Annotated in this window: 10 protein-coding genes; 5 read left to right on the forward strand and 5 right to left on the reverse strand. The window is 73.4% G+C overall.

From position 1 onward, the window contains the following. Position 1 precedes the first annotated feature (1 nt). Entirely contained in the window at positions 2-1,555 is a 1,554-nt protein-coding gene (locus tag FRCN3DRAFT_RS0209430) for a 3' terminal RNA ribose 2'-O-methyltransferase Hen1 (RefSeq protein ID WP_007514994.1), read from the reverse strand. A 342-nt stretch (positions 1,556-1,897) separates the two neighbouring features. Between FRCN3DRAFT_RS0209430 and FRCN3DRAFT_RS0209435 the strand changes: the two genes are divergently transcribed. From FRCN3DRAFT_RS0209435 to FRCN3DRAFT_RS0209450, 4 genes are all read left to right on the forward strand, one after another. Continuing rightward, positions 1,898-3,460, forward strand: a complete 1,563-nt coding sequence (locus FRCN3DRAFT_RS0209435; RefSeq protein WP_232793983.1) for an APC family permease — start codon at positions 1,898-1,900, stop codon at positions 3,458-3,460. 231 nt (positions 3,461-3,691) lie between these two features. Then, positions 3,692-5,545 carry a TIGR03767 family metallophosphoesterase gene (locus FRCN3DRAFT_RS0209440; protein ID WP_232793984.1) on the forward strand — a complete coding sequence of 618 codons (1,854 nt, stop codon included), beginning with the start codon at positions 3,692-3,694 and terminating at the stop codon, positions 5,543-5,545. A 75-nt stretch (positions 5,546-5,620) separates the two neighbouring features. Beyond that, positions 5,621-6,877: a TauD/TfdA family dioxygenase gene (locus FRCN3DRAFT_RS43570; RefSeq protein ID WP_007514997.1), complete on the forward strand. Its 1,257-nt coding sequence runs from the start codon at positions 5,621-5,623 to the stop codon at positions 6,875-6,877. A 26-nt stretch (positions 6,878-6,903) separates the two neighbouring features. Then, entirely contained in the window at positions 6,904-7,527 is a 624-nt protein-coding gene (locus FRCN3DRAFT_RS0209450) for an HD domain-containing protein (protein ID WP_051466204.1), read from the forward strand. Here FRCN3DRAFT_RS0209450 and rnhA read toward each other — a convergent pair. From rnhA to FRCN3DRAFT_RS0209470, 4 genes are all read right to left on the reverse strand, one after another. After that, positions 7,519-7,971 (reverse strand): ribonuclease HI, encoded by a 453-nt coding sequence (gene rnhA, locus FRCN3DRAFT_RS0209455; RefSeq protein ID WP_007514999.1) that lies wholly within the window; start codon positions 7,969-7,971, stop codon positions 7,519-7,521. The genes FRCN3DRAFT_RS0209450 and rnhA overlap by 9 nt on opposite strands. A 273-nt stretch (positions 7,972-8,244) precedes the next feature. Next, a complete protein-coding gene (locus FRCN3DRAFT_RS43575) occupies positions 8,245-9,147 on the reverse strand; it encodes a hypothetical protein (protein ID WP_007515000.1) in 903 nt (300 codons plus the stop codon). A 681-nt stretch (positions 9,148-9,828) separates the two neighbouring features. Beyond that, positions 9,829-11,028, reverse strand: a complete 1,200-nt coding sequence (locus FRCN3DRAFT_RS0209465) for a thiolase family protein (RefSeq protein WP_007515001.1) — start codon at positions 11,026-11,028, stop codon at positions 9,829-9,831. Between the two features lie 107 nt (positions 11,029-11,135). Next, positions 11,136-11,576, reverse strand: a complete 441-nt coding sequence (locus FRCN3DRAFT_RS0209470) for a winged helix-turn-helix transcriptional regulator (RefSeq protein ID WP_027140406.1) — start codon at positions 11,574-11,576, stop codon at positions 11,136-11,138. Between the two features lie 351 nt (positions 11,577-11,927). Here FRCN3DRAFT_RS0209470 and FRCN3DRAFT_RS54955 point away from each other — a divergent pair. Continuing rightward, on the forward strand, positions 11,928-13,305 hold a 1,378-nt coding region (locus FRCN3DRAFT_RS54955), incomplete at its 3' end, for an FUSC family protein (protein ID WP_007515004.1).

The raw sequence follows: 13,305 nt of genomic DNA on the forward strand, positions 1-13,305 counted from the left end.
CTCAACCGATCCTTTCCAGCACGGCGAGCTGGGTGGGCGCGCCGAGCTCGGGGTCGGCGGCGCCGACCCCCTCGATGCGGGCGGAGTAGGGATAGCGACCGACGAGGTCCTTGACCCAGCCGGCGAACTCCTCCCTCGTCCACTCGAACCGGTGGTCGCGGTGCCGCGGCGCACCCGGCGCCAGCCCCTCGTAGCGGACGTTGTACTCGACGTTCGGGGTGGTGATCACGACGAGCCGTGGCCGGGCCTCGCCGAGGACGGCGGCGGCGAGCGCCGGCAGCCGCGGCGGGTCGACGTGCTCGACGACCTCGCTGAGCACGGCCGCGTCGAGGCCCGCGATCCGGGCGTCCCGGTACGTCAGCGACGACGCGACCAGCCGCAGCCGTGCCCGCACCCGATCGGGTAGCCGGTCCACCCGCAGCCTGCGGGCGGCGAGCTCCAGGGCGCGGTGCGAGACGTCGACCGCGACGATCTCGGTGAAGCGCGGGTCGGCGAGCAGGTCCCCGACGAGCTTTCCGTCGCCGCAGCCAAGGTCGGCGACGGTGCGCGAGCCTGCGGCCCGCAGCACGTCAAGGATCGCCTGGCGCCGCAGCATGGCCAGCGACGGCGGCCGCGGCGCCTCCACCGGCACCGCGGCCGTCTCACCGACGGCGTCGGGAACGCTGATCTCGGCGCCGGGCTCGGCGATCTCGAGGCCGGGCTCGGTGATCGCGGCGCCGGCCTGGGTGATCGCGGCGCCGGTCTCGGCCTCGGCGGCGGCGAGCGGGCCTGGCTCGAAGCCGGTGGAGACGCCCTCGTCGGGGATGTCCTCGACGCCGCCGAGGCGGGCCAGCGCGGCGGAGGCAAGGCCGGCCCGGTGGGCGAGGTAGCGGCGGGCGATGAGGTGGCGCTCGGGATGGTCCGGCAGCCAGGTCGCGCCCTCGCGCACCAGCTTGTCGATCTCGTCGCGGCCGACGTAGTAGTGCTTGCCGTCGTCGAGGACCGGCAGTAGGACGTAGAGCTGGGTGAGCGCGTCGGCCAGCCGGGCCGTCCCGGTGAGCGTCACGTCGTGGTGCGCGGCCGTGCCCCACTCCGGGAACAGCGGGTCGAGCGGGGCGGAGACGGCGGCGACCCGCCAGCCGAGCGGCGCGAACAGGCGCTCGGCCAGGGGCGCCCCGCCGCGCCGGCAGGGCAGCGCCGGGACCCGGATCTCCAGCGGGATCGGCGTCGTGGCCAGCTCCGGACGGGCCTTGCAGATCCCGGCCATCGCCGTGGAGAAGACGGCCGCCATCGCGACCGCGAGCAGGCTGGAGGCCGCGTACGGCCGGTCGTCGACGTAGTGGGCCTCCGGCCCGGCGCCGCGGCCGCCCGGGCCCCCGCCCTTGCCGCGGACCAGTCCGACCGGGTCGATGTCGAGCAGCAGCGCCGCCGTGCAGCGCTCCTCGGTCGCCTCGGGGTAGAAGACGTGCGCGCTGCCCGCCGCCGTGTCGAACCGCTGTGCCCGGCCGGGATGCTTGTGCAGCAGGAACCCGAGATCGGTCGCGGGACGCGCGGTCGTGGTCAGGGTCAGCAGCATGCGGGCATTCTTCCCGACAGGGGTGATCCTGTCATTCGGTTTTCGCCCCTGTTGGTATGCGTCTTTCCGGGCCGCCGAGGGGTGTTTGCCGGAAATCCCGTCGCCGTTCTCCGGTGGGCGGCCCAAGAAGGTTCGCCAGACACTGAGCGGCGGGGCTTCGAGCGGCGGTACTTCGAACGGCGGGACTTCTGGAAAGTGGGGGCGTCGGCTATTTACGGGAGAGAACCGGCCACGCGGCGCGGTGGAACCGAAATACCGCGGCCACCGGGCCCAGGCCGGCGGGCCTCGCGGCTTGGGCTGTCGGATCAGGATCTGGTGGATATGCCGCCGCACGCCGGGAGGATGACGCCGCATCTGGGCCTGCTCGGGCTGACGTTCGTCTCGCTTGGGTCGATCATCGGCTCCGGCTGGTTGCTCGGCGCGCTGACGGCCGCCCGGGTCGCCGGGCCCGCGTCGCTGGTGGCCTGGGTGCTGGCCGGCATCCTGATCATCGGCCTGGCGCTGGTACACGCCGAGCTGGGCGCCGCGTATCCGGTCGCCGGCGGCAGCGCGCGCTATACCCAGCTGGCGCTCGGCCCCCTGGCCGGGTTCGTCGCCGGGTGGCTCGCCTGGATCCAGGCAGTGGCGCTCGCGCCGATCGAGGCCGAGGCGGCGCTGTCCTACCTGAACAACGTCTGGCCGGGGCTGGTCAAACCGGACGGCACGCTGTCCGGGAAGGGACTGGCCCTCGGAGCCGGCGCGCTCGGGCTGTTCACGGTCATCAACGTCCTGGGCGTGCGGCGGCTCGCGGACACGAACGCCGTCACGGTCGTCTGGAAGTTCCTGATCCCGGTGCTGACCGTCGGCACGCTGCTGGCGGTCGCGTTCACGCCGGGAAACTTCCACGCCGGCGGCGGCTTCGCCCCGTTCGGCGCGCACGGGATCTTCGCGGCGCTGCCGGCCGGCGTCGTGTTCGCGCTGCAGGGCTTCGAGCAGGCCATCCAGATGGGCGGCGAGGCGCGCGATCCGGGCCGGGACATCCCACGCGCGGTGATCCTCGCGACGCTGCTCGGCACGGCGCTCTACCTGCTGCTCGCGGTCGCCTTCCTGGGGGCGCTCGACCCGGCGCTGATCGCCGGGGGTTGGGGGCACCCGGTCGGGGCGGGCGACTACGGGCCCTATGCGACGATCGCGACCGGGCTCGGGCTCACCTGGCTGGCGGTGCTGCTCTACATCGATGCGGTGGTCTCGCCGGGTGGTACCGCGCTGATCTATGTCGGCACCTCGGCACGGCTGGCCTACTCGCTTGGCCGGGCCGGCTATCTTCCGGGCGGGTTGACGCGACTTGACCGTCGTGGCACCCCGGTCCTGGCTATTCTTCTCGCGTATGGCATTGGACTGGTGATGTTCCTGCCGTTCCCGGGTTGGCAGCAGCTGGTGACGCTCATCAGTTCTGCGACGTTTCTGACCTATGCCTTCGCGCCTATTTCCCTGATGGTGCTGCGTCACGCCGATGCCGACCGGCCACGCCCTTATCGGCTGCCAACGGCCGCCCTGTTGACCCGGATCGCGTTCGCCACGTCGAATCTGATCGTCTATTGGGCCGGCTGGGAGAACGACCAGAAGCTGGCCGTGGGAATCATCGCCGGGCTCGTGCTCTTCGCCGGCTACCGGGCGACCCAACCGGCGGGGCGCTGGCCGGCGCTGGAATGGCGCTCGGCACTGTGGCTGCTGCCGTGGCTGGGTGGCCTGACCGTCATCTCGTGGCTCGGCCAGTTCGGCGGAGGTCTGGCCGTCATCCCGTTCTGGGTCGACATCGCCGTCGTCGTCGCCTTCAGCATCGCGATCTTCGAGCTCGCCGTCCGCACGGCTCCGCCGGCCGCGCGCTCCCGCCGCCTGATCGAAACGGAACTCCTCCGCCCCTGACGCCCGCCGGCCCCGGTGAGCCGGTTAGCCCGGTGAACCTGGCTGGCCCAGGTGGGCCGGGTGCGAGGTTTGCCACTGGGCATCCGGTTACCTGCGGGTTCATGATGGAATCCACAGCCAACCGGGGGTCGTGGCCACCGGCCGACGCCTGAGGCGGCGATGGTGGAGTCCTGGGATGAGCCGGCCGTCGCCGGGCCGAACGCGGCATCCGGGTCCGCGGGTTCCCAACCGGTGACCACCCGCGACCGCCGGCTCGTGCGCGGCGCGCCGGGCCCCGGCGGCTACCGGCCGCTGGTCGCCGGCCCCGGCGAGCCGCAGCTGGTGCGGACCGAGCTGGTCGAACCGGTGGTGGGGCCGGCGGGCACGCGGCCCGGTCGGCGGTCGCTCGCGCGGTTCGCGCATCTGTCCGACCTGCACGTCGTGGATCACCAGTCGCCGGCCCGGGCCGAGTTCCTGGAGCGGGCCGGCGACCCGGACTCGCCGTTCTGGGAGGTGGTGGTCGAACTCGGCGCATACCGGCCGCAGGAGCCGTTCACCGCGCACGTCGTCGAGGCGATGGTCCAGACGGTGAACGCGCTGGCGGCCGCCCCGGGGGGCGCGCCGATCGCCTTCGCGATCGTCACCGGCGACGCGACGGACAACTGCCAGGCCAACGAGCTGGCCTGGTACCGCGACGTCCTCGACGGTGGCGGGCCGGTCCAGGTCGACTCGGGCACCCCGGACCGATACGACGGCGTCGCCGACGACGTCCGCTACGACGTCCGGTACTGGCACCCGGACGGCACCCCGCCCGGCCAGGCCGACGACCTGCCGCGGGCCCACTACGGCTACCCGGCGGCGCCCGGCGTGATCGACGCCGCCCGGCGCGCGTTCGCCGCCACCGGCCTGTCGATCCCCTGGTACACCGCGCTCGGCAACCACGACAACCTGGTCTCGGGTACCGCGGTTCCCATCGACGTGATCACTGACCTGGCCACCGGTGGCCTGAAGATCGTCGATCTCGCCCCCGACGCCGACGTCGCCGCGATCGGGTTGGCGATCGACACGGGCGACCCGGCGGGCTTCGCCGCGCTTCTCGCCGGCCCGGGCAGGACCGTGCCGGCGGACCCGCGAAGGCGGTCTGTCCGGCGAGACGAGCACGTCGCCGCGCACTTCGAGACCCGCGGCCGCCCGGTGGGTCACGGGTACACCGAGACGAATCTCAAGGACGGCACGGCCTACTACACCTTCGACATCGCGGGCCTGGTGGCGGCCGCCGCCGGCCAGGATGGCGAAGGGTCCCAGGTGCCCGTGGTCGGCGTGGTGCTGGACACCGTCAACCCGAACGGTGGCTGGCAGGGCTCGCTGGACGAGACCCAGTTCGCCTGGCTGGAGTCGACGCTGCGGGCGGGCTCCACCCGTTGGCTGGGTGCCGACGGGACAGTCGCCACCGGCGCCGGGCCGGACTGCCTGTTCATCCTGTTCAGTCACCATCCGCTGGAGACGCTGGTCAACGACCAGGAGTCCCCGGCCGGCGGGCCGCGCGTGCTCGCCGGGCGGGTGCGCGACCTGCTGCTGCGGTACCCCAACGTCGTCGGCTGGGTGAACGGCCACACCCACCGGCACACCGTCACGCCCTACGCCCGCCCCGCCGGGAGCCCGTTCCCCGGCGGATTCTGGGAGATCACCACGGCGTCGCACATCGACTGGCCGCAGCAGTCCCGTCTCGTCGAGCTGTACGACAACGGCGACGGCACCCTGTCGTTCGTCGCCACCGTCCTCGACACCGCCGCGCCCGCGACGTCCGACCACACCCAGTTCGGCCCGTTCGCGCAGACCAGCGCGACGAGCGCGACCGGCGCGACGAGCACGCGCGGCACGACCGGCACGACCGGCACGACCGGCACCGTGACCGCCACGTCCGGCGGCGCTGGCCCGGTCGACCCGCTGGCGCTGGCGTCGCTGTCGCGCGAGCTGGCCGCCAACTACTGGCAGCGCCGGCCCGGGAACGACGCCGACCCGGACCCGGGCGGCGGCTCCGGTGCCGGCACCCGCCTCGACCGCAACGTCGACCTCCTGCTCCCCGCGCCGAACTCGGCGAGCTGAAGTTGTCAGCAGGGTGTTCGCGGCGGTTCAGGATGACGTCATCATCCGGTCGTGGCGCGGGCAGATGCTGGGGCGATGAGCCTGGCGGGACCGGTCGGCGTACTGACGGTTGACGATCTGGAGTTGCCGGCGCTGTGGCTGCGCGACGCATGCGGCTGTGCCGAGTGCCGGCACCCGGGAACCGGGCAGCGTCTGGTGGGGTCCGCGCGGGTGGCGCGGCTGTTCGCGGACACCGCCGTCGAGTACCACGAGCTGACGGACGGCCGGTTGACGGTCGTGTTCGCGCCCGACGGCCATCGGTCGACGTTCGAGCTGGACTGGCTGGAGCGCAGCGCCCCGGGGCGAGCGGCCCGGACGGGGGACCAGTCCGAGAGCGGCCGGGTGCCGTGGACCGCCACCGACCTGCCCGCCGGGCCGCCACGGGTGGCCTGGGATGCCTACCTGCGCTCCCCGGTCGCCATGATGACCACACTCGGCGCGGTCTCGGCGCTGGGCGCGGCGATCCTCACCGAGGTGCCCGCGCGGGCCGGCATGGTGCTCACGGTCGCCCGCACCTTTGGGTTCGTCCGGGAGACGAACTACGGCAGGCTTTTCGACGTTCGCAGCGAGGTTGACCCGGAGCACCTCGCCTACACGGGCGTCGCCCTCGCGCCACATACCGACAACCCCTACCGCGACCCGGTGCCGACCGTGCAGCTTCTGCACTGCCTGCGCGCCGCCGGCGCGGGCGGAGACACCACGCTCGTCGACGGCTTCGCCGCGGCGAGCCGACTGCGTGACGTCGACGCGGCCGCGTTCGACACGCTCACCCAGGTCTGGCTGCCCTTTCGCTACGACGGGCCGACGACGATCCTGACCGCCCGCGCGCCGGTCATCGCGATCGACGACGAGGGCGCCGTGGCTCAGGTCCGCTGGAACGACCGGGCCCTGCAGCCGCCCGACGTGCCCCCCGACCGGGTGGGCGAGGTCTACCGGGCGCTCGCCGCCTTCGCCGCCGTGGTCGAGGCGCCCGACCTGGCGATCACGCTGCGGCTGGCGCCCGGCGACTGCCTGATCTTCGACAACACCCGGGTGCTGCACGGGCGGACGGCCTTCCAGCCGGACCCGGCCGGCGGCGGGCGTCACCTGCAGGGCGTCTACGTGGACATGGACGGCCTGCGCGGCACGCTCGAGGTGCTGCGCCGCGATGGCGCCGGTGTCAGCCGCCGGGCGCGCGTCGCCTCAGACGCCTCAGACGCCTCAGACGCGTCGGGCGCGTCGGGCGCGTTCGCGCCAGCGGCACGGAAGGCGGCGGCGGCATCGCCGGCGACCGCGCCGGCGGTGGCTCGATGAGTGGCGACCCGATGAGATCCGACCCGATGAGCGCGGGCCCGACCGGCGGCGGACCGGTGAGCCCCGACGGCGCGGCTCCGGCTGAGGCGCTCGCGGCCGTCCACGCGCTGTTCGACGCGGCGAGCTCGTCGGAGTACCTGGGCGAGGCGGTCTCGGTGGCCGGGCATTCGCTGCGGACCGCGGCGTGCGCGGTCGCCGCCGGCGCGGCGCCCGCGCTGGTCGCCGCCGCCCTGCTGCACGACGTCGGGCACATGCTGGACCGTGACTCGGCCGCCGCGCTCGCCCGCGGCGACGACATCCGACACGAGATCACCGGGGCCGCCTGGCTGTCCCGCTGGTTCGGACCGGAGGTGACCGAACCGGTGCGGCTGCACGTCGACGCGAAGCGCTATCTCTGCGTCGTCGACCCGGGCTACTACGACATCCTCTCGCCGATCTCCCGCCGGACGCTGGCGATGCAGGGCGGCCCGTTCGAGGGCGACGAGCTGACCGCGTTCCGGGCGGGTCCCTACGCCGAGGACGCCGCGGCGGTACGGCGGTGGGATGACGCGGGCAAGGACCCGTCTGTCGTGATCCCACCCCTGTCCGCCTATGACGACCTGCTGGCCGGCCTGATCCGGGACGGCGGGGGAATCCGGTCATCAGGGTGATCGCTGGCGGGCCTCCGTGAGTCCACGGTTCGCGAGCTGGTCGGCGAGGACGTTGCCTGGGTTGCCCGCGTGCCCCTTGACCCACACCCATTCGATCTGGTGCTGCCCGACCAGGGAATCGAGCCTCTGCCAGAGGTCGACGTTCTTGACGGCCTTCTTCTCTTTCGTCTGCCAGCCGTTGCTCTTCCAGCGCTGCAGCCATCCGGTGATTCCGTTACGCAGGTACTGGCTGTCGGTGTTGATCCTGACGACCGACGGCCGGGTGAGTGCCTCCAGCGCCCGGATGGCGGCAAGCAGCTCCATCCGGTTGTTGGTCGTGTCGTTCGGCTCGCCGCCACAGATCGTCTTCTCGTGGCGTCCGTAGCGCAGGACCGCGCCCCAGCCGCCGGGCCCGGGGTTGCCCTTACACGCCCCGTCCGTGTAGATCTCGACGGCGCTCGTCATGCCCGGTCGTTTCGCCAGCTCGACGTAGGAACCACCGCATGATCCTAGCTGTGAGCTTGATCGGCGGAACTGTACCGGGATCCGAACTGGCGGAGGCTCCGAGCTCGGATGTCGATACAGTCCCGACGATCTTCTGGATGGGCGGGCGAGTGGTCGGCGCCGCTCGGCCACTCGCCGGCCGTCGGCCGGTCGCGGCCTGGTGGCGGCCCGGTCGCGGTCTGGTCGCGGCCGGTCGCCGGCTGGTCGCGGGCCCGGTCGGTCGTGTTCCGCGGTCTATACGCGGCGTCCGCAGGCGGTCTGGAGGTAGCCGCTCAGGCGGCTGGGGGACGAGCCGGCCGGGCAGGGCTGGCCGGCGGGAACCAGCGCGGTGACCTGGGTGGCGAGGTACTGGTCGGTACAGGGGCGACGTTCCGGGCCGGCGGCCGGATCGGCGGCGTAGAAGCTGTTCGTGTCGACACAGTCGCCGACGCCGGGCAGCCAGCCTCCATCCTTCGCCACGCAGAGGATCCGCTGGTTCGCGGCCTGGATCTCCACGGAGTAGCTCGCCTCCGGCGGGCACTGGGCCTTCTCGTCCACCCGGCCGGTGATCTTGCCGAACCACACCTTGCCGAAGCTCACGCCGCCCGCCGTCCATTCCTCATCCGTGCAGGGCACCTCGGCGAGGTTGTTCGAGTAGGTCGCGTACACCTGCAGGCAGTCGCCAGCGCGAATCAGCCCGCCGCCTCCGCCCGCGTCGCCCGGATGGGGCGCGGCGAGGTTGCGCAGGCAGCCGGTGCGCTTCTGGATGCTGAGGCTGTTCGTCAGCGTGACGATCTCGTCGGTGTCCTGCGGGCAGCCGACGTCGGCCACCGAGGACGCGCCGCCGAGGGGGTTCGCCGCGGCGGCGTCGGCCACATCCAAGGCCGTGACCTTGGCGTAGGCGGTCTTGTCTGTGCACTTCACCGCGCCGTACTCGGGCTGCGACTTCAGCTCGCCGTTCTGCGGGCTGCTCGCCAGCACCCGTGGCTGGACGGTGATCTTCACGCAGCCGCCCACGGCGAAGGTGGCCGATGACGACGAGTCCGACGAGTAGGAGGAGTCGTCGCGGTCACCGTGGTGGGTGGCCTGGTGGATGCCGTAGCGAATCCCGCCGGCGACGGCCAGCGCGACCACGGCGCCGAGCACCCGGCGGGCCACGACACCGCCGCGCCGTGGCGGCCTGCGCGGGGCCGGCGGTGGGGGAGAACCGGGCGCCGTGGGGCCGCCGGGTGCCTGCGGCCAGGGCGATGGGCCGGGCGGGCCCATCGGGATCGGCGGGACTGGTAATGGTTGGCTCGGGCTTGGTGGTGTCGCGACCGGCCGTCCGGTCGGGGGTGCCCAGCCGGCGGCCGTGGGGGGCGGCGCGTCCGCTGGCCATCCGTCGGCGGCCGGCCGTCGTGGGGTCTCGTTGTCCATGGGTGCCTTCGCGGGGTCGAACCGATGGAATGCCCGGATAGGGGCGGCTGTCCCTGTCGGAGGCGGGCATTTCGCGTGAATAGGTGCTTTTTCGGCCATGACCGTAGACCCGACCGCGAAGTGCCCACTGCCGGGGGTCACTGATCGGATGCGCCCTGGATCTCCGCTGCTCCGACACCTGGGCCGACCCGAGGCACCAGGCGCCCCCGCGGCCTGGTTCGGCGTCGATCCGTCGACGCTCACCCGGCCGGGTCCGCGAGTACGCCCACGGGGCTGTCCTGGAGTTCGCCACCCTGTTCGACGGCGAAGGCCGGCTGCTGCTCGCCGCGTCCGCCGCCTTCGCGTCCGCCGTGGTGTGCAGTGGCCGGCCTTCGGACCCCCGGGCTCCTGGCCGGGGGTATGTATGTCAGAGCCGTTCGATCGTCAGAGCCGTTCGATGATGGTCGCGTTCGCCATGCCGCCGCCCTCGCACATGGTCTGCAGGCCGTAGCGCCCGCCGGTCTGCTCCAGCACCGACAGCAGCGTGGTCATCAGCCGGGCGCCGCTGGCGCCGAGCGGGTGCCCGATCGCGGTCGCGCCGCCGTTGACGTTGACCCTGGCGAGGTCCGCGCCGGTCTCGGCCTGCCAGGCCAGCACCACGCTCGCGAACGCCTCGTTGACCTCGAAGGCGTCGATGTCCTCGAGGCGCAGGCCGGCCCGCCGCAGGACCTTCTCGGTCGCCGGGATCACGCCGGTGAGCATGAGCAACGGGTCGTCCCCGACGACGGCGAAGCTGTGCAGCCGGGCGCGCGGGCGCAGACCGAGCCGGCGCGCGGTGTCGCCGTCGGTGATCAGGACGGCGGCGGCGCCGTCGTTGACCGGCGAGGAGTTGCCCGCCGTGACGCGCCAGTCGATCTCCGGGAAGCGCTCGGTCCACGCGTCGGCGCGGAACGCGGGCCTCAGGCCGGCGAGCACCTCGACCGTCGTCGCCGCCCGGATCGACTGGTCGCGGGTGACCTGGACCAGTGAGCCCGAGCCGTCGGGCGACGGCGCCTTGACCGGCGAGACCTCCGCGTCGAAACGGCCGTCGTCCCAGGCGGCGGCGGCGCGCCGGTGGCTCTCGGCCGCGAACTCGTCGAGCCTGGTACGGGAGAGGTTCCACCGCTGCGCGATCAGCTCGGCGGAGATGCCCTGCGGCACCAGCCCGTCGGGGTAGCGCGCGGCGACGCCAGGCCCCGAGGCGTCGCGCCCGGCGGACGAGCTGCCGATGGGCACCGTGCTCATCGACTCGACGCCCGAGGCGATGGCGATGTCGTACGCGCCGCTGATGACGCCCTGTGCGGCGAAATGGATCGCCTGCTGGCTGCTGCCGCACTGACGGTCGACCGTCACGGCGGGCACGGTCTCGGGTAGCCCGGCGGCCAGCGCGGCCCATCGGGCGTTGTTGGAGCTCTGCTCGCCGATCTGCCCGACCGTTCCGCCGATCACGTCGTCGATGAGGGCGGGGTCGATTCCCGTCCGCTCCACCAGCGCGCGGATCGCGTGGGCGTGCAGGTCGACGGGGTGCACGCCGGCGAGCGCCCCACCCGGCTTGCCCTTGCCGATCGGGGTCCGGACGGCGTCGACGATCACTGCGTCCCGCATGGCGGCCTCCTCTTTGAGGGTTGGAAAATCCAACTCGCTCATTCCGGTGTACGCCAGTGGGTTGGAAATCGCAACCGACCCCGTTGTGACCTGGGATACGGGAGCCGTCAGTGGACGGCGCCCAGTCGGAGGAGGCGGGTGTTCCCGCCAAAGGCGACCGGTTCGCCGCAGTGCGCGCAGACGGCCCGCGTGTGCAGCTCGGCGCCGCAGTCGTGGGCGAGGACCGTCGGCGGGTCGCCCTTGGCCGCGTACCGGTCGCCCCACTCCATCAACGCGTGCAGCGCGGGCCGTAGGGCCTCGCCGGCCTCGGTCGCGACGTACTCGTAGCGGGGCGGATGCTCCTGATAGGGGCGGCGCTCGACGACGCCCGCCGCGACCAGCGCGCGCAGGCGGGTGGCCAGGATGTCGCGGCTCGCGCCGGTGTTGCGGACGATCTGGTCGAACCTGGTCACTCCGAGGTTGATCTCGCGCAGCGCGAGCAGGCTCCACCGCTCGCCCACGATCGCGAGCGCGTCCGCGATCGAGCACTCCCGTCCGGTCTGGGTCATCGCGACCGCCTCCCTCCTGTCCGGGTGCTGGATCCCGGCGCCCCTGGCCATGGGGCGGCGTCCAGTGAGTCCGAAAATCCAACCTACCACCGTGCGTGCTCACCACCGGTCGTGGCTCAATCGGCCGCCGCCGCCGCCGCCGCCGTGGCCGCGGCCGCGGCCGCGTCACCCTCTCGCGTTGGACACCTCGCGGTGATCGCCGTTTCAGCCCTGGGGTGGTCGTCGGGTTGGCCAGATCATGACCATCGGAGGGCGCAGCCGGCGATCAACCCACGGGTGCGGACATGGCCACGCGCCCGGGCCGGTGAGATGCTGGCGAGCGTGTCCGGGTTTGCCCTCCCGAGGCGGCACGTGATCGCTTTCGCGGCAGCGCTGCGTGCCGGTCTGCTGACGACCGCGGTCACGATGGCGGCCGTGCTGGCGTCCTTCGGCAGCGCGCTCGGGGTCGAGCGCGCGGCGCACCTGAACCTCGGTGTCGTCATCCAGGCGGTCGTACTGGCGCTGACACTCGCCCGGGTCGAGCGGAACCGCGCGACGCGCGCCGCCGCGGCCGGCCGGGCGCGGGCGCCGATGGCCCTGCGGCTCGCCCTGCTGCCCGTCGTCGCGGTGGCCGCGAGCGAGGTCGGCCGGCTGATGATCGAGCACCCCAACGTCGGTGACGTCCTGTTCGTTCTGGGGATCAGCGCCGGCATCTGGGTACGCCGCTTCGGCCCGGCTGCGTCCCGTCTCGGCACACTCGCGACCCTGCCGTTCATCGCGCTGCTCATCACGCCGGCCGTCGCCGCGCCGAGCGGCTCGACGCGCTGGTGGTCCGCGCTGATGGCGGTGATCGCGTCGTTCTGGGTACTCACCCTGCACGCGCTGGCCGAGCGTCTCCGGCTCCTGCCGTCGACCGCCGCCGCCCTCGGCGCGACCGCCGCGCAGGCCGAGCCGGCGGGTACCCCGGCTTCCGCGCGACCGGCTTCCGCGCGACCGGCGGCCGGCGGCTGGTGGCGGTCGCCCAGCACGAGGATGGCCGCGCAGATGGCCGTCGGGCTCGGCGCGGCGTTCCTGGTCGGGCGGCTGGCCTTCCCGGATCACTGGCCGTGGCTGGTGGTCACCGCCTACATCGTCGCCGCCGGCAACCGCGGCCGCGGCGACGTCGCCGTGAAGAGCGTCGCCCGCCTCGTCGGAGGGGCGGTCGGTACCGTGGCCGCGACCGCGGCGATAGCCACCGCCCCCGCGCACAGCGCCCGGACGGTCGTGGCGATCTTCGTGGTGCTCGCCGTCGCGCAGTGCCTGCGCACCGTCCACTACGCCTTCTGGGCGGCCGGGGTGACGTCGGTGCTGGCGCTGCTCTACGGCTACTTCGGCCTCACAGCCGGGCACATGCTGGCCGAACGGCTCGCGGCCATGGCCGTCGGATCGGTGCTCGCGGTCGCCGCGGCCTGGCTGGTGCTGCCCGTCCGCTCCCGTGACTTCGCCCGGTCGCGCCTGGCTCGGGCGCTCGCCGCGCTCACCGACCTGCTCCTGGCCGTCGCGCGAGCCGAGACGGGCGCGGTCGCGGCCCACCGGGCCGCGTTCCTGGACGCGGTCGGCGAGCTGGAACTGATCGCCGGCACGCTCGCCGCGCGGCGGCTGGTGTCGCGTGCGGCTCGCCGGCCGGCGCCTTGTCTGGCGGACGCCGTCGAGGCGGTGCGTGGTTGCCGCGAAGCCGTGGACGCGCTCGCGCTGGCCGTGGCCGACGCGC

Origin of the sequence: Pseudofrankia saprophytica (genome assembly GCF_000235425.2) — a bacterium.
Taxonomy (GTDB): Bacteria; Actinomycetota; Actinomycetes; order Frankiales; family Frankiaceae; genus Pseudofrankia; species Pseudofrankia saprophytica.

Excerpts from the sequence above, each read along its gene's own strand:
- FRCN3DRAFT_RS0209430 (WP_007514994.1), bottom strand. The coding sequence starts at position 1,555 with ATGCTGCTGACCCTGACCACGACCGCGCGTCCCGCGACCGATCTCGGG.
- FRCN3DRAFT_RS0209435 (WP_232793983.1), top strand. The coding sequence starts at position 1,898 with ATGACGCCGCATCTGGGCCTGCTCGGGCTGACGTTCGTCTCGCTTGGG.
- FRCN3DRAFT_RS43570 (WP_007514997.1), top strand. The coding sequence starts at position 5,621 with ATGAGCCTGGCGGGACCGGTCGGCGTACTGACGGTTGACGATCTGGAG.
- FRCN3DRAFT_RS0209450 (WP_051466204.1), top strand. The coding sequence starts at position 6,904 with ATGAGCGCGGGCCCGACCGGCGGCGGACCGGTGAGCCCCGACGGCGCG.
- rnhA (WP_007514999.1), bottom strand. The coding sequence starts at position 7,971 with ATGACGAGCGCCGTCGAGATCTACACGGACGGGGCGTGTAAGGGCAAC.
- FRCN3DRAFT_RS0209465 (WP_007515001.1), bottom strand. The coding sequence starts at position 11,028 with ATGCGGGACGCAGTGATCGTCGACGCCGTCCGGACCCCGATCGGCAAG.
- FRCN3DRAFT_RS0209470 (WP_027140406.1), bottom strand. The coding sequence starts at position 11,576 with ATGACCCAGACCGGACGGGAGTGCTCGATCGCGGACGCGCTCGCGATC.